This window comes from Mesorhizobium sp. LNHC221B00 (assembly GCF_000502935.1).
Classification (GTDB): domain Bacteria; phylum Pseudomonadota; class Alphaproteobacteria; order Rhizobiales; family Rhizobiaceae; genus Mesorhizobium; species Mesorhizobium opportunistum.
The window spans coordinates 515,575-535,005 of sequence record NZ_AYWR01000003.1; the positions used below are offsets into that span (position 1 = coordinate 515,575).

13 protein-coding genes and 1 tRNA gene are annotated in these 19,431 nt (G+C 62.0%); 6 read left to right on the forward strand and 8 right to left on the reverse strand.

Annotation, left to right across the window (positions count from 1 at the left end; genetic code table 11):
• Positions 1–61: 61 nt before the first annotated feature.
• From X741_RS159935 to X741_RS159925, 4 genes are read left to right on the forward strand one after another with little or no spacing between them, the layout of a single operon-like run.
• The gene (locus X741_RS159935) at positions 62–1,963 is read left to right on the forward strand and encodes a hypothetical protein (RefSeq protein WP_156937845.1); all 1,902 of its coding nucleotides are present in this window, start codon (positions 62–64) and stop codon (positions 1,961–1,963) included.
• Positions 1,950–2,708 (forward strand): DUF1616 domain-containing protein, encoded by a 759-nt coding sequence (locus X741_RS159930; RefSeq protein WP_023776738.1) that lies wholly within the window; start codon positions 1,950–1,952, stop codon positions 2,706–2,708. Before X741_RS159935 ends, X741_RS159930 begins: the two co-directional genes overlap by 14 nt.
• A 14-nt stretch (positions 2,709–2,722) precedes the next feature.
• Positions 2,723–3,997, forward strand: coding sequence for a glycosyltransferase family 4 protein (locus tag X741_RS0134210; RefSeq protein ID WP_051410406.1), 1,275 nt, complete (start codon positions 2,723–2,725; stop codon positions 3,995–3,997).
• A complete protein-coding gene (locus X741_RS159925) occupies positions 3,988–5,322 on the forward strand; it encodes a hypothetical protein (RefSeq protein WP_156937846.1) in 1,335 nt (444 codons plus the stop codon). The genes X741_RS0134210 and X741_RS159925 overlap by 10 nt, the downstream gene beginning before the upstream one ends.
• Positions 5,323–5,791: 469 nt before the next feature.
• On the opposite strand, the gene X741_RS159915 is transcribed toward X741_RS159925, so the two are convergent.
• The 8 genes from X741_RS159915 to X741_RS159885 all read right to left on the reverse strand — a co-directional run bounded on the left by X741_RS159915 (position 5,792) and on the right by X741_RS159885 (position 16,102).
• Positions 5,792–6,649 (reverse strand): class I SAM-dependent methyltransferase, encoded by an 858-nt coding sequence (locus tag X741_RS159915; RefSeq protein WP_023776742.1) that lies wholly within the window; start codon positions 6,647–6,649, stop codon positions 5,792–5,794.
• A 297-nt stretch (positions 6,650–6,946) separates the two neighbouring features.
• Positions 6,947–8,125, reverse strand: a complete 1,179-nt coding sequence (locus tag X741_RS159910) for an acyl-CoA dehydrogenase family protein (protein ID WP_084018370.1) — start codon at positions 8,123–8,125, stop codon at positions 6,947–6,949.
• Between the two features lie 34 nt (positions 8,126–8,159).
• Complete coding sequence (locus X741_RS159905) at positions 8,160–10,166, reverse strand: non-ribosomal peptide synthetase (protein WP_023776744.1); 2,007 nt, start codon at positions 10,164–10,166, stop codon at positions 8,160–8,162.
• Positions 10,159–11,202, reverse strand: coding sequence for a thioesterase domain-containing protein (locus X741_RS159900; protein ID WP_245272661.1), 1,044 nt, complete (start codon positions 11,200–11,202; stop codon positions 10,159–10,161). Before X741_RS159900 ends, X741_RS159905 begins: the two co-directional genes overlap by 8 nt.
• Before the next feature lie 216 nt (positions 11,203–11,418).
• The gene (locus X741_RS23680) at positions 11,419–12,318 is read right to left on the reverse strand and encodes a 4'-phosphopantetheinyl transferase superfamily protein (RefSeq protein ID WP_245272662.1); all 900 of its coding nucleotides are present in this window, start codon (positions 12,316–12,318) and stop codon (positions 11,419–11,421) included.
• A 273-nt stretch (positions 12,319–12,591) separates the two neighbouring features.
• Positions 12,592–12,676: transfer RNA gene (locus X741_RS159895), tRNA-Asn, on the reverse strand.
• Between the two features lie 96 nt (positions 12,677–12,772).
• A complete protein-coding gene (locus tag X741_RS159890; RefSeq protein ID WP_084018345.1) occupies positions 12,773–13,915 on the reverse strand; it encodes a GNAT family N-acetyltransferase in 1,143 nt (380 codons plus the stop codon).
• A gap of 333 nt (positions 13,916–14,248) precedes the next feature.
• On the reverse strand, positions 14,249–16,102 hold the full coding sequence (locus X741_RS159885) for a polysaccharide biosynthesis/export family protein (protein WP_198023934.1): 1,854 nt from the start codon (positions 16,100–16,102) through the stop codon (positions 14,249–14,251).
• A 517-nt stretch (positions 16,103–16,619) separates the two neighbouring features.
• Between X741_RS159885 and X741_RS159880 the strand changes: the two genes are divergently transcribed.
• Positions 16,620–17,417 (forward strand): response regulator transcription factor, encoded by a 798-nt coding sequence (locus tag X741_RS159880; RefSeq protein ID WP_023776749.1) that lies wholly within the window; start codon positions 16,620–16,622, stop codon positions 17,415–17,417.
• A 939-nt stretch (positions 17,418–18,356) separates the two neighbouring features.
• A complete protein-coding gene (locus X741_RS01000000166335) occupies positions 18,357–19,394 on the forward strand; it encodes a hypothetical protein (protein ID WP_245272663.1) in 1,038 nt (345 codons plus the stop codon).
• Positions 19,395–19,431 lie beyond the last annotated feature (37 nt).

Consider the following 19,431-nt stretch of genomic DNA (forward strand, 5'->3'; position numbering starts at 1 on the left):
GATATCGGCTCATTTCACTGCGGGCGCCAGGATAAACCCGATCAGGGCCGGGATACGGTTCGTGTCGGCCGTTATCGGTCCTGACCTTGGCGGCGGCAGCGCCGATCCCCCGCTGCAACGGGCCAACTCCGGATGGATCGCGGTTCTGTGCCTGGCGACCGCCGCGGCTCTACTCCTGGTCGTGGCTGGGCACGCGGCCGGGCGCCGTGGGTATGACGTGGCGCCGCTGTTCTTTTGGTCCGGTGTCGTCCTCTTGGTCGTCCCAACCAGCCTTCGTATCGCCTGGCCGACAACAGCCCGGGCTGAGCGCCTTTTCCTCCTGTTCCTGCTTGCCGAAGCTTTCTTGTATTGCAAGATCGTCTATTCCCCGACCAGCTTCGGCGGCTACGACGAAGTCTTGCACTGGATCGCGGCCCAAGATCTCATCGCCGCCCGCCGGTTGTTCCTATCCAACCCGCTCTTACCGATCGGGCCAACGTACCCGGCTCTGGAAATAGTGGCGACGGCGATCGTCAATCTTACGGGACTGCCTTTGTTTGCGGCGGCGACGCTCTTGCTGGTCATCCTCAAGGGCACGTTCATCGGTGCCCTGTTTCTGTTCCTTGAAAGCATCGCCGGATCGCCGCGTATCTCGGCCATCGCCTGTCTGGCCTATATGGGCTGCTCAACCTTTTTCCTGTTCGACTCGATGTTCGCCTACGAGAGCCTCGGCATAGTGCTGTGCGTGCTGACCTTCGCTGTCGAAGCAGCGTCCAAGGATCTTGTCGGGCGAGCGAGGTTGAAGTCGCTCGGGCTGATTGCGTTGCTGTTGGCAAGCCTCGCGGTCACACATCACCTCTCGGCCGCTTTCGCCGCCATCTATTTCGGATCGCTGGCGGCGCTGGAGGCTTGGCGCCGGCACGACCCCTTGCGCATCAAGACCAGCACTGCGGTGGGCCTCGCGGCGATCCTCGCCATAACCCTGCCGTCGCTGTGGGTGCAGGCCCGTGGCATCCCTCTCGCAGCCTATCTCGGCCCGGTGATTGAGTCCGGCTTCGACTCATTGCTCAGGAAGGTGATGGGCCCCGCCCCACGGTTGGAGCACCTCGGAGTGCCGGACAAGGCCCTCTACATGCGGCTGACCACCTTGCTCGCGCTCCTGCTGGTGGCACTCGGACTGGCAACGGGATTCTTTCGGTCGCTGGCCATGGCAGCGCCTGGTGGTGCGCGGTCCGGTTGGCGTCCGATCCAGGACATTCTCAAACGTCGCTGGCACGAAAGCCGCATCATACTCCTCACCTTGTTGGCCTTCGGGTTTCCGGTCTCGGTGGCGTTCCGGTTGACCAGCGCCGGATGGGAAATCGGAAACCGCATGGGAACGTTCGTTTTCATCGGCGTCGGGCTGGTCGTCGCTGTGAGCGTCGTCCACTTCTGGGAAGGGCGCGCGCCACGCGGGTTGCGCCGCGTCGCTCCGGCCGTTGCTCTGTCGGTCATCGTCCTGGGCGGCCTCATGAGCTCTTCGCTCAATCCGATCCACGGGCGCTACAGGGTGGCCGCAGATCAGGAGTCGATCGAACCGATGGGGATCGAAACGGCGCGCTGGACCAAGGAATGGCTCGGTGCCGGCAACCGCTTCACCACCGACCGCATCAACCGCCTTCTGCTTGCGAGCTACGGTCGGCAGGACGTCAGGGTCGAGATCAGAGAAGGCGTCGATACCGCGCGCATATTCGAGACCGAGACGTTGGAGCCTGATGAGTTTTGGGCCTTGGCAGGAGGCGACATTGATTTCCTGCTGATGGACCTGCGCCTGACGACGGCTCCGCCGGTGCTCGGCTTTTACTTTCAGCCGTGGCAGCGGCAGAAGGGACCGCTCTCGGGCGCGGCGCTGCTCAAGTTCAATGACGTCAAGGGCGTCACCCGCATCTACGACAATGGCTGGATCGTCATCTACGACGTGAGGGGATTGCATGAAAATTCGTAGCAAGCGGGACCTTCTGGCCGGCTGCCTGTGGGCGGGGGCCGCTGTGGCGGCCGTTGCGGTCAGCGACAGCGTGCTCCTCCGTACCGCCCTGGGCGCGCCCATGGTGTTCCTCGTCCCTGGCCACACGGTGCTGCGGGCCATTGGCGTCAAGACCACCTCCTTTGCGCAACACTTCGTCTACGCGGTCGGAGCAAGCCTCGCCGCATGCATCGCCGGGGGCTTTGCCCTGAACGCGGCAGGCTTCCTTGCGCCGCTCGGCTGGGCGCTGTGGTTCTGGGCCGTGACGGCCGCCGCGGCACTGGTGGCCGCCGTCCGCCGCGACACTCCCGATCTGCCAGCCTGGCCGGGTCCAGCGCGGGTCCGGCTTTGGCAGGGAGCCGTGCTCATGCTGGCGGTGCTTATTGCGAACGGAGCCTATGCGCTGGCCGTCCGGGACGAAGCGGTCCACCGGGAATTCAAATACACCGAGTTTTGGCTGTTGCCATCGGCCGGTGGCGAGTCCCGCCGGATCACCGTCGGGATCAGGAGCGCCGAGGCCGAACCTCAGCAATTCGACGTGGAAATCACCCTTGATGGGCAACCGTTCGCCGTTTTCCGATCGGTCGCCGTCGTGCCGGGCGACACCTGGACGCGAGAAATCCCGGTACCCGCCTTGGCAACTCGCCAGATGGCCGAGGCGCGGCTCTATCGACCGGCGGATAACCGGCTCTATCGCAGTGTTTCGACGCTGGTGCCGCGCATCTGAAAAGAGGCTCGATCATGCGCATCCTGCTGCTATCGCAGTTCTATCCTCCGGTAATCGGGGGTGAGGAGCGGCACGTCCGCAATCTCGGCGCAGCGCTGGCGCAGCGGGGCCATCATGTCAGCGTTGGGACCTTGATGCATCCCGGCTCCCCCGAAACCGAGCTGGACGGCGCGGTCCGCGTGCATCGACTGCGCGGCACGCTCCAGCGTCTGTCGGGCCTGCATACCGATCCCGAGCGCCGCCATGCACCACCCTTCCCGGATCCCGAACTTGTCCTTGCCCTGAAGCGGCTGGTTGCCCGGGAGGAGCCGGATATCGTTCACGCCCACAACTGGATTTACGCGTCCCTCCTGCCAATCAAAGGCGTGGGCGGGGCACGCCTCGTGGTTACGCTCCACGACTACGGCCTTGTCTGCGCCAAGAAGAACTTCATGCACTTGGGCGTCCATCTCTGCAGTGGCCCGGCGCCGGCCAAGTGCCTGCCTTGCGCCACGGGGCATTACGGGGCGGTGAAGGCAGCCGTGACCACCTTGGGCAACTGGGCGTCGAGCTTCGCCGCTCGCCGCGTGGTGGACCGCTTCATCGCGGTCAGCCACGCGGTGGCCCGTCACACCGGACTCACCCAAGGCCGCGCCCCTTACGACGTCATCCCAAACTTCGTGCCCGACGATGTCGGGGTGCTTGGTCCGGAAGATGCCTGCCTGCGGGAACTGCCCGGGGATGGCTTCATCCTGTTCGTCGGCGACATGATGCGCCTCAAGGGCATTGACGTTCTCCTGCAAGCCTATGCCCGCCTGGAGCGGGCGCCGCCGCTGGTCCTGGTCGGGCGCCGGGTCGCCGATACGCCAACCGAATTTCCGCCGAACGTTAGAGTCTTCAGCATGTGGCCGCATTCCGCTATCATGCATGCATGGCGGCGCTCACTGTTCGGCGTGCTGCCATCGGTGGGGCCAGAAGCCTGCGCGACAGTGATCATGGAAGCGATGGCGTCCGGCAAGACAGTCGTTGCAACCGACATCGGCGGCATGCCCGATCTCGTCGATCATGGCGAAACAGGCCTTCTCGTGCCGAGCGGCAACGCGCCCGCCCTCGCCAACGCAATGCAGACACTTCTTGACGACCGCGCCTTGCTAGCCCGCCTGGAGGCGACAAGCCTGGCCAGGGTCGAGCGCCTCAAGGCTGGGGCGGTCGTGGCCCGGATCGAGCAGGTTTACCGGGAGGTCCTGCGCCCAGCCGCCGGCAGGTCCGCGGTGCCGGCGCAAGGTTCGGGACAGCAATCATGTCGGTAGACCGCGCCGGGACGGCCATTATTCGCGTGCGCCGAAAGCTTCGAGAGAACGCCGCGCTTGTGATGAATTCCGGCGCGCTCGCAATCGGAACGGCTGCGGCGGCCGCTCTCGGGTTTGTTTATTGGTGGCTCGCGGCGCGGCTGTTTCCGCCGGAGGTGATCGGTAACATCGCTGCCCTCCTGTCCGTGATGGGGCTTATCGGCATGCTGGGGGAGGCGGGGATCGGGACCATGCTGGTGGGCGAGATCGTCCGCCATCCTGGCAAGGAGCGCGGCCTCGTGGCCGCGGCAGCGTGCGTCGGGGTGGCGCTGGCGGTCGGCCTGGCCTTGTTGTTCGTCCTCGGGCATGCGTACTTCTACAGCTCGACCGCGCTGATCGGCGGCTGGTTCGAGGGTATTGCGTTCGTCCTCGGCTGCGGTTTGACCGTTCTTGCCGTCGTGGCCGACCAGGCATTCCTGGGCAACCTTCGCAGCTCCGGCAGGATGATCCGGCTAGTGCTGTTCGGCACGTTGAAGCTGATGCTGATCGCTGCCGCCGCGATTGGCGGCTACACCTCCAATGCCGCGATTCTTCTGAGCTGGGCGGCCGGCTTGCTGGCGTCTCTCGTCGGCGTGGACCTGTTGACGCGGGGCGGTGCGCGTCATCTCGTTGGGCCTCCCGACCTACAGCTGCTCCAAACGCTCCGCAAGAAGGTCTTCGACCACTACGCGCTCGACGTGGCCGTGCAGGCCCCGGCCGTCATCATGCCCTACCTGGTGCTGGTTCTCCTGTCGCCGGCCATCAATGCCGCCTTCGTATCGTTGTGGATGTTGGTCTCCATGGCCTCGTTGATTCCCGCGGCCTTGGCCACGGCCCTGTTCCCCGTTGTGAGAGCGAGCCCGAAACAATCCAGACACGACATCCTTTTATCGGTGATGGCGTCGTTGCTCTTCTCGCTGGTCTGCGCCGTATTCATCTTCACCTATTCGCAGACGGTCCTTGCAGTCTTCAATCCAGCCTATCCTGAGATCGCCGGTTCGAGCCTGCGCTTCCTCGGCTTCAGCCTGTTGGGATCAACGCTTAAATTTCATGCCTGCACGCTGGCGCGGTTGGGCGACAGGATGCGCAAGGCATCTCGCTGGTTCGCGCTTGGCGGATTGCTGGAGCTGTGCCTGGTGATCGCGGGAGCGAAACTTGGTGGACTTCAAGGCCTGGTCCTGGGCTGGACGCTCGCCGTCAGCATCGAGGGTGCGTGTGCGGCCCTGATGTTGGCCTTCGCGACGAACCTCGATTCTGCAGCCGGCCCTGTGCGGGAACAACCGACCGCGTCGCGGCTCCAGACGTGAAGAGACATCGATCGTGGCACAGGGTTATCGACCGCAATTGGACGGCCTTCGGGCCGTCGTGATCGGACTGGGTCGACCACTTCGCCGGGCCGTGTGCCAGAAGCGCTTTCCCATCGGGCAGCGCGCGCTGGGGGTGTTCTGGTCCCTAGAGCAATTCCAGGAAAAGTGTGACATGGTTTTCCGTTCGGAATTGCGTAAAAACAAAGAGATAGAGCGGTTCGCCGTTTCCGTGAAACGGTGAAATGCTCTAGCCGTGGTGGCGATGTTCCCGAAGCGACCCGATTCCTGTTGTCCAACACTTGTTCTAGTGACGCCGATTTGACCCTTTCGCCTTCGATCTGTCGATCTTCGGGAAGTTCGAGATCCTGGGCATCGGCGTGCTGATTGGCGCGCTGTCCGATTCCGCGTCCCGTGGTCGCCGACGCTCTCGAGGCCAGGTGGGCCCCCGCGCGTCTGAAGTCCGGCGCTGTTATTTGGTGGCGACTGCCGTGATGCCCATCAGGACGCCGGCCAATTGATTGCGCCGCAACCGAGCCGGAAGCTGTTGCAGAGCCACTTCGATACCGCGCAGGAGCCAGTAGGGCGGCGTAGCGAGCCAATATCCGCCGAACACCAGCGGGAACTCGATCAGGCGAAAGCCCGCTTGGAGCATCAGGGAGCGCAGTGAGCAATAGTCGTATTCCCGCATGTGCATGCCCGTCGCCACCTCGTCGAAATAAATCGAGATATCGTGCGGCCCCGTGATCGCGCTCGGGGTCGTGCACACATAGTGCGCGCCGGGCCTAAGCACCCGGTGGATTTCCCGGAGCTGGGCCTCGGCATCCTCCACGTGCAGATGCTCCATGAGCTGGTCCGAATGCGCCAGATCGACGGAGTTGTCCGCGAGCGGGATCTCGACCCCTTCCGTCTTCAGGAAGCGGAAATTGGCCGGAGCGGCGGCGAAATCCACCAGGGCCTCCGTAACATCGAGGCCCAGCACCTCACGGGTGATCCCGGACAGCGCGAAGGGCAGCGAGGCGTCACCGCAGCCGATCTCGAGGTACACGTCGCCGCGCCCCATCAGAGGCGAGAGGGCCCTGACCTGTTTCGCGATCCGGTCTGGGCGCGAGCCGACGGCGGCTTTTTGCGGATGGTCCGGCAGGCTGTTGAACAGTTCCGAATAGACCTCGGAATAGACTCGGGAACGCTCGTCGCGGGAGGCGCCCCGTAGCCGATCCGCGAGTCCGCGTTCGAGTTCGTAGTGCGCGATCAGGTGGTCGGGCGGCCGTGTGTCCTTGCAGCGCCGCTGGATCGCGACATAGTCAGGCTTCAGCTTCACGACCCTCATTCGATCTGCCCCGGGCTCGGAATCGTTTTCTATACCCATGGCCATGGCATGTGACTTTCACTTTCAATGCTGGGCATCCCATCCCGAACTGGTCGAGCACGGTCGACTAGCAAGGCTCTGCCTTTATCGTGATCCTTCACCGCCAGCGGCACAACTACCCTTCATGGGCACTCCTTCCGGATAAGCCTTGGAACTCGGCCAAATGAGCACATTGCTGCAGTGCTGCAGGAGCCGCTCAAGCGTATGTCCAACCCAGTCGCAACCGACAGCCCCCGTGATGTGGCGGCGGCATTGGGCTCACGACATCGACGCGACCACCTCCAGCATCACCTCCGTTGCGCCGCCGGCGATGGACAGGATGCGGGCGTCACGCATTATCCGCTCGATCGGACTCTCGCGCATGACGCCCATGGCGCCGTGGAACTGCACGCACGCATAGACAACCTCATTGACCAGTTCGCCGCAGATGGCCTTCAACATCGAGATCTCGCGCATGCAATCTTGGTCCGCCGCCATGCGCCAAGCGGTGGCATAGAGAAACTGGCGGCTTGCCTCCACCTTCGCTGAAAGCATCGCGAGACGTTGACGGATCGCTTGCAAGTCCCAAAGGGCGCCCCCGAATGCGCGGCGAGCTTTCACCCAGGCGAGGGTCATATCGATCGCCGCCTGGGCCGTCCCTATCGCCATGGCCGCGAGGACAAGGCGCTCGTTCTGGAAGTTGCGCATCATGGAGTAAAAGCCCTGTCCCTCCGCGCCGAGCACGCTCTCGGCGGGGATACGGCAACCGTCGAAGACGAGCTCCGCGGTATCGGAGGAGCGCCAGCCGTGCTTGTCCAACTCGCGGGCGACGCTGAAGCCCGGCGTGCCCTTCTCGACCAGGAACATCGTGATTCCGTTGCTTCCTGCCGAGGGATCGGTCTTGGCGGCGACGCAGTAGAGATCTGCGTGGACGCCATTCGTGATGTAGAGCTTTGTGCCGTCGAGCACGTAAGAGTCGCCCTCTCGGGTCGCGCGCATATGGATGGCCTTCACGTCCGATCCGGCATCCGGCTCCGTGATGGCGACCGCGGTGATCACCTCGCCGCTGACAATGCCCGGCATCCAGCGGGCCCGCTGGGCTTTGGTCCCGTCGTGAAAGACATACATGGAAGCCATGTCGCTATGGACCAGCATCGCATCGGCGGCGCCGCCATAGGTCGAGCGCCCGAGCTCCTCGGCGAAGACCGTCGATGCAACCGCATCCATCTCGGCACCACCATACTCGGCCGGGTAGCGGATGCCGAAGAAGCCGAGTTCGCCCATGCGGCGCAGGACCGGACGGGGAACGAACCCGTCCTCTTCCCAGCGATCCGCACAGGGCTTGATCTCCTCCTCGACGAACCGGCGGACCTGGTCCCGCAGGAGTTCATACTCCCCCGTTGTCCACGGCAGCCCCGATCCTCGCGACGGTACCCAAGCGTTGTCCATCATCTTCATCCGCCCCAAGGCCATTCGGAGGGCCGTTCGAAAGCTAGAGTTCGATTTCCTCTCTCGGTCCCTCGAGTGAAGGGGCTCTGGAATCGGCCACCCAGCGCATTGCGTCTATCACTTCCGCCAGTCCGGCCACTGTCGGGCGCTCGAAGAGATTGCGAAGCTGCACGTCGACGCCGAAGGTCTTTCGCATTTTTGACACCGCCCGCATCACCAACAGCGACTGCCCGCCCAGGCCAAAGAAGTTGTCGTCCCGGCCGATCGACTCGACCTGGAGGAGATCGCACCACAGCGCGGCCACCATCTTCTCGGTCTCCGTCGAGGGAGCGGCGAAGTCTTGTGCAGGCTGGATGTTTTCCGCCGTCGGTTCGGGAAGCGAGGTGCGGTCGATCTTCCCGTTGGACGTGAGCGGCATCCGTTCGAGGCGAACATAGTGTGTCGGAATCATGGACTCCATGAGTTCTTCGGCAAGGTGGGCGCGCAGGTCCGCAACGGTCACAGGTTTCGACGAGACATAGTAGGCCACAAGTCGTGCGATGCCGTCTTCGACCGCTGGCGGTTCGACATGGCCGAGTTGTGTCGCCGATTTCACCACCGAGGTGGCGATGGCAGCGACAGCGCATTCCTGAACGTGCGGGTGCTTCAGAAGCCGCGCTTCGATCTCGCCCAGTTCGACACGCGCGCCACCAACCTTCACCTGATGATCGGCGCGGCCGAGAAAGTCCAGGCGCCCTTCCGCATTCCAGCGGGCGAGATCGCCGGTCTTGTACAGCCGCAGCTGCGAAAACCGATCTCGGGGATCGGCGGCCGTAAGGAAACGTTCGTCAGTGAGGTCAGGGCGATTGAAATAGCCCCTCGCCAAGCCGTCGCCGGCAATGAACATCTCACCAACAATGCCGGGGGAGGTGGGCTGATGTGCCTTGCTGAGGACGTAGATGCCCGCATTGGCGGCCGGAACGCCGATCGGCACCGATGAGCTTTGGTCCCGGTCGATGTCGAAACGGTGTATCATGCAGCCCACCGTGGCCTCGGTTGGTCCGTACTCGTTGTAGATCTCGACAGGATGGGGGATGGCTTTCGTGATATCGCGAGCCAATTCGGTCTTGAAGTCCTCGCCACCCACGATGAACTTGCGCAGCCTTGTGGTCCCAAGATTGCGGTCGCGGATCATCGCGAGATGCGCCGGCGTCAGCTTCATAATATCGACGGCATTGTCGTCGATGACCTTGAGAACGACCATGCTCTGGATTCCGGGATCACCAAGATAGACCACGATGCGGCCACCGGTGATGAGTGGCGTGAAGAGCGTCGTCACGGTCAGGTCGAAGGCGAGGGATGAGAAAAGGGGCCATGCGAGACGTTCGCCGGAACTGTACACCCGAGCGGCCCACCAGATGTAATTCACCAGGTTCCGGTGCTCGATCACGACGCCCTTGGGCGTGCCGGTCGAGCCGGAGGTGAAGATGATGTAGGCGGCGCCGTGCGGAGTGGCAGCCGACGGTCGGGCCGAGACCGGCTGAGCCGAGATCGACCCGAAATCGGCGTCGAGCACGAAAATGTCGGCAAGGTCCGGGGAAATGACGGACCGCAAGCGCGTCTGAGTGATCGCCACCGGCGCCCGCCCGTCGGTCCCGTTGGCAATGTCCTTCAGGATTGTTGCGAGACGCCCCTTCGGTGTTGCCGCATCCACCGGCACATAGGCCGCGCCCGACTTCAGGACGCCTAAGATCGCGACGACGACTTCAATGGAGTGCTCCATGAACACAACGGTAATCCGGCCCTGCCCCACGCCGGTCGAGCTCAGATGCGTAGCCATTTGGTTGGAGCGTTCGTTGAGCTGCTGGTACGTCAGCGTTGCGTCGCCGAAGCGGATCGCTTCGGCATCAGGATTACGCATCGCCTGGTCGAGGAAGAGATCGATGATCGTCCTGTCCGACGGGTAGGGCGCTGCCGTGGCGTTGTACTCGACGACCAGCGCCTGATGATCGGCATCTTTCAGCAGGGAAAGCGCTCCGCCCTCCGCCGTGATAGGTAGGACTTCATTCATGAGATGCGCTCCCGATAGCAGATCGTTCAGCTTTTTGGGTTGCTTGGCGATAAAGTTCTGCGATGGCAGGTGCGTCCGGTTCCTCCAGCATAAGGGTATCGTTGCAGTCCTCGGGCCCGAAATAGAATTCGGCATGGGGCACCACTCGAAGCCAGCGGTGCGGTGCTGCACCCGATCGCATCCAGGCCTTGTTCGGAAGGAATATGCATACTCGACCCGAATACGGAGTGGGAATGTACCGCCGCAAAGCCGTGATCGCCGCGGATTTGAGCCGAGCTCTGCTCGCCAGCACCGGATCTGACGTGACAGGCTCTTTGCTTCTGCGAATGGGGGTCACGATGGCGCGCTCGCCGAGATTCCGCAGGCGACTGCCGAAATGTCGGAGACGGGCACCGAATGTCGGCATTTTCGCCATCTCTCGCAGGAGTGAATCGGCGCTACGGCTAGCATTGAAATACAGCAGACGCGGCAATTTGCTAAAGGTGGTGGGGTGAAGAGGGCCAAACAGCGCTACGCATGGGACCTCCGCTCCGCGTCCACACAGGATTTTCGCCAGCTCGAAAGCGGTTGCAGCACCGGAGCAGTACCCGGCGATGATGTACGGACCAGTGGGCTGATATTCGACGATCTGGCGGGCGAAGTACTTGGCGATATCTTCGACGCGGTCCATCGGCTCGCTCTGCCCATCGAAGCCGGGCGGCTGGAGTGCGTAAAACGGTTGATCGCCGCCCAGGTGCTTCGACAGGTCCGAGAATGAGAAGGGCGCGCCGATATGCCCGGGTACGGCATAAATGGGCGTGCGTGTTCCACGAGACTGCAGGGGAATGATTGCAGGCTGTTGCCGAGCCGCCGCCGTGGCCATGTTCAGAAAGGCGATGATTTCGCCCTTCCGGTTCCGCAACTGGTCGGAAGACTCCGCCGTCAGTGTGCCAGCTGGGGCGTTGCACCGCAGCCGATCGCCCTCTACCCAGACCTTTATGTCCTTGACCGCGAGGTTTGCGAGAAGCTCCGGGATGTGCATCACGTTTGCCGACACAGGGCCTCCCGAACCACTTCCTTCATGATTCACGACCCGCATCCCAACTCCCTCAGCACGACGGTTTCACCATGAAACTCGTCATCCGTACGCCCGGACATGTGAGTGGAGCGCTGCCCGTTGTGGAGCGCTGCCCCGTTAATGAACTTGCGTGCCCTCGTTTATCCACAGTGCATCGTAAGCGAATGATGGCATCGCGGGCACTTCAATTCCGGACTACCAATTCCGGACTACCACCGTCCCGATGTACCCATGTTTCGGTACGAACCTACGGACAGCCCAATCCCCTTCATCCCAGGAAGAGGGCTGTCCTAAGCCGCACCCCAGGGCCTTGGAGATAGCCTCCAGCCGGGTCCAGCGCCGGAGGAAGCCCTCCAGCCGGTCTTCGGGACCAAGGGCGGTGTAGGACCCATACTCGGAGGCGGAAAAGCAGAGCGCTGCGATCTCGTCCGCTTCGGGCACAGGGCGAACTGCCTCGATGTCCACCCCGACCTCCTGCCTGGTCGAGAGGGCGACGACCGCGACATCTCCGGATCGTGAGACGCTGAAGCACAGATCGCGAGCACCCATGCGGTGCGAGAGCTGTGGTTTGCCTCGGTGCCCATATTCTAGTTCGACCTCGGATGGCGAGATTCCCAGTTTGGAAGCGAGGACCTGACGCAGTCGCCCACGTGTAGCGACAAAGCGCCGGCGGTCCCGCTCCAGTCTCAACCCCTCGGCGCGCCGCCGTTCCTCTTCGTTGAGGCAAACACCTATCTCGCGGACGACGTTCGGCTCCACATCGAGCATGAATGCCAGGATCTCTAAACCATCATTCTCGAGAACCGGCATTATGGTCTCGGGTCTCAGCTCGATTTTACCCAAGACGTTTGGAGGGGGCGGTGCCGGCTCCACAAGAAGCTGACTGACGCCGATTAATCGATGTTCCGGCCGAACCGAGACAGCATGAGAATTCCAGCTCGCGCCCACGCCATGACGATCGTTCCCGCCCGCGTCAGAAAATTCGATAAAGTCGAGCTCAGGGTAGCAGTCAGGAGTCATACGTGGATGCCGATCGCTGGGAGCGCTCATGCGCACAAGTGCAATTCTTTCAAATGAACGGCAAGCGCCATTCATGCGGCTTTCCCCGATGAAACAATCACGTAGGGGCGAAAGCAAGGAGCGCCTGGTGGATATTTTGGTGTATGGATGGGCTACGTCAAAACACCCAGGCATACCGCTGCTCGCAAGGGGTATGCCCGGAGGCGAAACTGCCAAATGTCTCTTGCCGGACTGACAGTGAACTGGCGCTCCAGTGATCTCTTTACTGGGAGGCGTATCGGTGGACCAAAAGTACTCGCGCGTCGGGCAGAAGGGGCCGAAATGCCCTTCTTCAACGACCTAAAATGATGGCTCCAGCGGTAGGAGTCGAACCTACAAGCCTGTCGGCGCCGCATCAACAGTGCGGTGCGTCTACCAATTCCGCCACGCTGAAACATAGACTAGAGAGCCCGCCGCGCTGTGCTTCAAACAGCGCTCGTCCGGTGGGCGATATAGAGTGAAGATGGACCCTCCTTCTTTGGTTGGCGCTTCAAGCCATGGCCTCTTTCATGTTCGCAGCAATGGTCCCTAGCACCCGCTTGGCACCGCGCAACTTTGCCTCGATGCGGCGCTCTGGACCGTCTCTGCCTATAGCGATCCACTTCATGGGATGCTCCGCATTGGCCAGGTGCGACTTGTGCCCCGAGAAGCCTGCCAGAAAATCGTAGCTGCACTCCCCGCGTCCGATGCTGTCCTCGATAGCCAGAACATGGCTGATAAGCCCAGGCTTAAGCCGGCCGTCGCGCTCAAAGAGAAAGCCGCTTTGGTAGTTGTAAACACGGCCGTCATGCACGAAATTGTACAGGATCCCAATCGTCTGGTCCCCAGCCAACGTCCGCGAGATGCGCACGGTCCCAGTGGGAACTCCGAGTGCAATGAGGTCTTCGTGAAATCGGCGGAAGCTCGGATTGGCAAAGGCGCCCTTGCGTCCCCACCGCGCCTGATGAAGCTCGGCCAGCAAATCAAACGCGGCGAGCGCCTCCAAAGTGCCTTCCATGGTCTGGAACGCAATGGGGCCGCGTTCAGTATATAACCGCATGGCGCGGCTTACCGCCTGCCGAGTATTGCGGCCCAAGGTGGCGCGGAAATTTCCGCCTTTCCGGCGGACTTCTGCGAAATCGATCCACCGCGCCGTATCGTCCGCTCTCACATCGGTAAGGAGCCCGGCCCGGCCCGCAGTGCGGCAAGCGGCCAGCTCAAAGTCCGGATCGATTCCCGAGAGCACCAGCTGGTCAGAGTAGCGCAAGTGCTGCGCTAAGGCCTCGAGGCATGCCACCCTGGTGGCATCGGCCAGGGATCGCTCCGCAAGAATGTTGTTGTACTCGATAAACAATCGATCGAAACGAACATCGCCGGTTTCATTGAGTAGCCAACGCGCCCGCGCATGTGGCCCGAAGCTCCAGGTGCTCCGCCGGCAAATAATCGCCAACCCAACGATTCTGCTTGACGTCCGGGCGACCAGAATATGTGGTTGAGCGCCCCCCGGCAGATGCCGCAGCCAAGTTCCGATCCAGAGCCAGGACAGGTAGAATGAGTGAGTTGCTCGGGCTTCGAGCTCCTTCCAAATGGCTTCAAGTCTCGCGATGTCCGGCAAGGCCTCCACGGTCACATCGATAACAGCATCCTGGGGCATGGCGTGTCCTACAGAAGCCGCACGTTAGGGTTGTGCACCGATGACTGAGACATCGCGAACTCCTGTCCTTGTTGCGCGCTGCTGGTCAGCCATGGAGCGCCCGGGGGTTTGCCCTGTTTATAGAAGTTTCGTATCGCCGGCGCGGGAAGTGAAGACCCTATTCCTGAGTACCCACGGCGGGCAGTCCAAGCCACACTTCGAACTCGGCGGAGACGGATATGCCCGTTCGTGAAACGGCTGAAGCTGTGGGCGAGTGATCGTTGCGGCTCCCACGTCGGCCCGACGAGTTCATTCACGCAGACCGTGCCGTGCAGAACAGTTTCCTTGCGGCCATCAATTCGGACCGATTGGCTGCTCCGCCACCTCGCTGCCAGGTCCTGCATCGTTGAGAGTGGACCCGGCCGGCGAGCTCTCGCCGGTCAGGGACGAGGTCGAGACCGGCGAACCGCCCAGCGCGTCCGGCTCGCCTTCGGCCACTATTATGTTGACGAGGTCGCCCGGCTGCAACAGGGTCATCCCGGGGGACTCGATGCTGACCGGCCCGGCTGCCGATTGCCGCACGATTTGGTAGGTTACGCTGTTCGCGTTCACAGCCTGGGCGCGGTTCATCGGCAACGTGTCCAGGACGCCTTCGCTGGCGTTCAAGTCGCGCGTGTTGGCTGCGATCTGGGTCTCAGTGGACTCGATCTCAACCTCCAGATCGTTCCTGAGGTCGGCCTGGGTCTGCAACGCCTCAGCCTCCAGCGAAGCAAGGCGCTGCTTGGCCATCGCGTACTGGTTGAGGGCATCCTGCCGACGCTGTTGTGCGTCGGACAACTCGCTCCGGACCTGATCCATCACCGTCATGCTGAGAACGTTGCGATTCACGAGCGTGCGCATGCTGTTGACGCGATCCTCGCGCAGCTTGACGAGCTCATCGAGTGAGTCCATGTGCCCATACGCGGCAACATCTTGCCTGGCCGCTTCCAGTGCACGCAAGATCGTGCGCTCGCGATCCTTGCGGGTCGTGGCGACGGCCTTGCGCCGGTCGCTCTGCTCGCTGACGAGGTTGGCGGCTTCAGTCGCGCCGGCGATCTCCAGCAACTGGCGCGGGATCTTGGGCGCCGTGCCGTCGCGCTCGGCTTTCAGCACCGCCACGCGGGCGAGCAACTTCGAAATTGCATCGATCGCCCCGCCCCGCCTCTGGGTTTCACGCACGGCTTCAATCTTCTGCCACGGCTCGCCCTGGCTCCGGTCGAGGCCGCCGGCCAGCGCGATGGCGTGCAGGATCGTCATGCCGGGCGCGTACTTGAACGAACCCGAATTCTTGACTGGCCCCAGTACGTAAATGGGCGGGCGCTCCAGCGACAGGATGTTGACCAGTCCTTTGCGGCCCAGCAGTTGTTCGAAGGTAGCCGCCAGGTCGGCCTGTACCTGTTGCGCCGACCGGTTGGCGACCGGAATGGAGCCAAGCAAGGGCAAGGAAATCGTGCCGTCCTCTTGGACAGTATACTCGCCGCTCAGCTCCGGACGCTGCACGATACCGCGTAGGGCCGAGGCTGAGGACGCGCCCCCCCATTTGTCTTCTTCGATGTCGACGCGCTCGTAGAACACGACCTTGAGGCGGTCGCCGACGCCGAACTGGCTTCCGGTTGGCAGGTCCGGCGCCGTACTGAGGAGGCGTTGGGCACTGGTGGGAACGGCAGGGACGGCGTTGCGTTCGAGCAACGCCACGGTCGACGCATCCGTTCCCGTGCTGAGGGTTTTTGGGCGCTCGGTACTGGTGGGGACGGCAGGGGCGGCGCTCCCCAACGTTACGGCCGACGCACCCGGTCCCAACACGATCGCGCTGGGTTCGGCCGTGGCTCGAACCGGTTGATCTTGCCAGCTGTCGATAGCAGCAGACACCTTCTGCACCACGGCTGCGGAGACATCGTCGACCTTCTGCACCACGACCCCGGAAACATCCTCGACCTTCTGCACCACGGCCCCGGAAACATCCTCGACCTTCTGCGCCGCGGCTCCGGAGGCATCGTTGACCTTCTGCGCCACGGCTCTGGAAACAGCCCCGATGACCTTCCAGTTGATGGGCTCCCAGTTTCTGACCGCGCCCCCTCCCAGGGCGGCGACTCCGGAGAGTCCAAAGACCAGCAGGACGGCCTTTGTCCCCCTGCGGCCGCCGGCCTGTGACGAGGGAGTGACGGGCAAGGAATTGTACTCTGTAGCCATGGCGTGTAGCTTTCACCTTCTGGTGACCATGCCTCCCAAACTGGTCGAGCATGGGTTGACGGAGCAAGACTCTCCTCATCGTGGCCCTTCACCGCCTGCGGCACAACTATCCCTTTGTGGGCACTCCCTATGGATGAAGCACTGACTTGGACGAGCTCGTCCAATGTGCTGCGCTGCAGAAGAACCTCTTTGATGGCAAGGCGATCCAACGCAACGAAGAGCCGCCCTAACGACGCAACTGGCACGCGGGAGCGGCATCGCGGGAAACGCGGGAAACCAAGCCCCGGCAACCCTCACTGCCGCGCGTCCAACGCCACGATGGCGGCGCCGTGGCGCCCGCATCATGCCTCCCCAAGGCCACGGGCTTGTGAAACCCGAGTCTCGATGCTGCCCTACGCCTAAGGGCGGTATTTTGGCTTAGGGTTTTCCTAGCGTAACGTTAACGTTAATGCGGTTGGCGCGCCGAGCGCCTTACCGGGCGGGCTGGGGAGCTACGATGACAAAACAATCCTTTGTAACGGTTCTCGTCGGGCCGAGCGAGTTACTCCGAGAGGGCCTTAGTCGAATCTTGGATACAGCAAAGTTTCGTATTCTTTTTTCTGCGGCTTGTGTTCACGATCTTCTGCAGAAGCCGCTACCCCAGCACCGGCCCATCTTACTTATAATGGATGTCGGCGGTACTGATGCAGATGCTGAATTCGCACAGATTGCTCACTTTAAGGCAATTTGTGCGAACAGTCATGTTGTTGTGCTAGCCGATCACTGTCGATCGAGCGATATAGTTTCGGCTTTTCGTGCGGGGGCTGACGCGTATTTGACAAAAGCCGCTCCTTCCGACACGTTCATCAAAGCTCTCGAATTGGTTATGCTTGGACAGATGGTGTTGCCTGTGGAACCTTCGGCGTTTATTCAAGATATAAGGCCTGATCTTAAATATAATGCGGTAACAGATGACTTGACAAGCGCGGCTGCTAAAATCGAGAATGTGGAGAGGGGCCTGTCGATTTTGTCAAACAGGGAAAAATGTATTCTACGTTGTTTGGTCGAAGGGGAGTCCAACAAAACCATCGCGCGCGAGATTAGAATCGCCGAAGCTACGGTGAAGGTACACGTCAAGGCGATCCTTCGAAAGATTCGGGTTCGCAACCGTACGCAGGCTGCAGTTTGGGCGATGAACCATGGTGTGCTCACTCTCGCGTCTGGCCCGTCAGGGAACGAAAAGATGACAGGTCCGCAAGATCTATTTGAAGGACAGAAGGGGTACCCCTTTCTCGCGAACGCTCATCCGATGTGACCGCTTTATCGGGAGCTGATGAATTCACGCCCAATACCAGGCTCCGCGATGAGGGGATTTATCAAGGGGGCAAAGCAAAGTTTGCTTCCTGGATTTTGGCTCCACGAGGCCCGACTCGAAGCGGTCGAGGGCGGAGAAATTCGACCAACTGGATGCAGTCCTGCTCGGACCGGCGAGGAGGCCAACTCCACGAAGGGCAGCTGGTTCCCGACACAGGCTTCGGGTTGCTGAGCGGGCAGCACAAGAGTTTGGATACGATTGAGTACGCTATGAACTGGGTGGGCAGATACACGTCCTCTTCGATTTCATCCTGCGGCTGCTAAGGGCATTTGCGGCGGCGGTGTAAGCAGCCTGAATGTCGCCCAGGGCCTGAACAAATAGCCAAAGCACGACAACCCTCGAGTCTCCTCAGACTGGTGCTGCGCCTCGCCACGCTGGTCTCGACCATGCGGCCGGCTTGGTCGGGATCGGCCATGGCAGCCGCCTCTTTCGGAATGGAAGGTGATGCGATACATTAGCAANTCGTTAAGTGTGCCCGGAGGCCAGCCTAAGGTGAGCGTAAGGGGTGTGTCGTGGTGAGTTTCAAATCTCTAATCAAGCGGGCCGAGAACGTAGACAAGGAATTTCAGGAATTCCAATCGGACCTGGCCGAAGCAATCGAGGACTGCCTTTCGACCGATGGGCAGGGTTCGGAAGGTGCGGAAGTGCCGGCAAACGAGGACACTGGCCCTGCTGAAGGCGAAAGCGACGCGCCGTCCGCGAGGTTGACACCGCACACGCAGACCCGGCTTGCTGCCCTGGAGGCCGTCGCCGGGCTTTTCCGGGACGGGCAAGGCCACCTGGAAGAGATCGAAACCAGATTGGCCGAGATAGCCACCGCGCATCGCATGACGCGCGAGATTCTGAACGTCCTGCATCGCGATACCCTNGGCCAACGAGTTGGAACTGGCCAATGTCGCTTTGACCACGGAACACAAGACCTTGTCGGAACAATTGCTCGACACCGGCCGCAAGCTGCGCGAACTCGACCGTGCAGCCGAGGTCTGGCAACAGCGCGAGGCCGGCATAGTCCAGGACCGCGAGTCGCTGCGTACAGCGCTTGCGAAGGCACGGCTCGAGCTGGTGGAAATGGGCCATGAGAGTGCAAGGCGCGAAACGCAGTTCGGCGAGATCGTCAATGCCCTGACCGTCAAAACCGTGGAGGTCGACAGACGCGCAAGCGAGAACAAGCTGCTGCGCGAAAAGCAGGTCGGCCTTTCGGTCGAGCTCGAGCAGGCGCAAAAGCGGGAGACCGAGGCTCGGCATAAACTGGACGAGTTCGCGGCAACTCACGCCAACGAAAGCGCGCACATAGCCGAGCTGTTGGCGCAACTTGGCAGGCACGAGAAGGAAGGAGCCCGGCTGCAGAAGTCACTGGAGACCACGCATGCCAAGCTCGCCGAGGCAACCGAGGCGGCCCGCATCGTGGAAAGCGACAGCGCTGCCGAACGGGCGCGCGCCCACGCGGAGATGCGCGGGCTGCGTTCCGAGATAGAGGAGTTGCGATCGAGGCTGGAGAAGGAAACCAACAACAGCAGCGAAACCTCCGCCGAGATCACCCTGCTCAGAACCCAGGTTAACGATTTCGCGACCGAGCGCCGGATCGCGGAGGAAAGGCTTGTCGCCCTCAAAACCGAGAGCGAAGGCGACAAGAAAAACCTGTCGGCGGTCAGCACCAACCTATCGGAGCTTTCATTGCAACTGGCTTCAGACCAGATACAGCTCGATATCCAGAGGCAGGAATGCGAAGATCTGCGCGCCGAGATCGTGACTCTTGACGCGCGCATTAAGGAATTGCTGCCCTACGAGCGGTTGCACCGAGTGACCGACGCGAGATCGCGCAAAGACGCTGTGTTGCCCCCAAATGGACATATCGTCGAAGCGGCGCCGCGCGCGAGGCGCACATCCCGACGTCAGATGCGCGCTAATGCCGGGTAGCGCAACGCCCGGAACCGGTGTCGCTGCGGGAACATCG

Bases quoted from the DNA above. Each gene is read 5' to 3' on its own strand.
- X741_RS0134210 (WP_051410406.1), top strand. From the start codon at position 2,723: ATGCGCATCCTGCTGCTATCGCAGTTCTATCCTCCGGTAATCGGGGGT.
- X741_RS159905 (WP_023776744.1), bottom strand. From the start codon at position 10,166: ATGAATGAAGTCCTACCTATCACGGCGGAGGGCGGAGCGCTTTCCCTG.
- X741_RS23680 (WP_245272662.1), bottom strand. From the start codon at position 12,318: ATGAATGGCGCTTGCCGTTCATTTGAAAGAATTGCACTTGTGCGCATG.
- X741_RS159925 (WP_156937846.1), top strand. From the start codon at position 3,988: ATGTCGGTAGACCGCGCCGGGACGGCCATTATTCGCGTGCGCCGAAAG.
- X741_RS159890 (WP_084018345.1), bottom strand. From the start codon at position 13,915: ATGCCCCAGGATGCTGTTATCGATGTGACCGTGGAGGCCTTGCCGGAC.
- X741_RS159930 (WP_023776738.1), top strand. From the start codon at position 1,950: ATGAAAATTCGTAGCAAGCGGGACCTTCTGGCCGGCTGCCTGTGGGCG.
- X741_RS159915 (WP_023776742.1), bottom strand. From the start codon at position 6,649: ATGAGGGTCGTGAAGCTGAAGCCTGACTATGTCGCGATCCAGCGGCGC.
- X741_RS159880 (WP_023776749.1), top strand. From the start codon at position 16,620: ATGACAAAACAATCCTTTGTAACGGTTCTCGTCGGGCCGAGCGAGTTA.
- X741_RS159910 (WP_084018370.1), bottom strand. From the start codon at position 8,125: ATGAAGATGATGGACAACGCTTGGGTACCGTCGCGAGGATCGGGGCTG.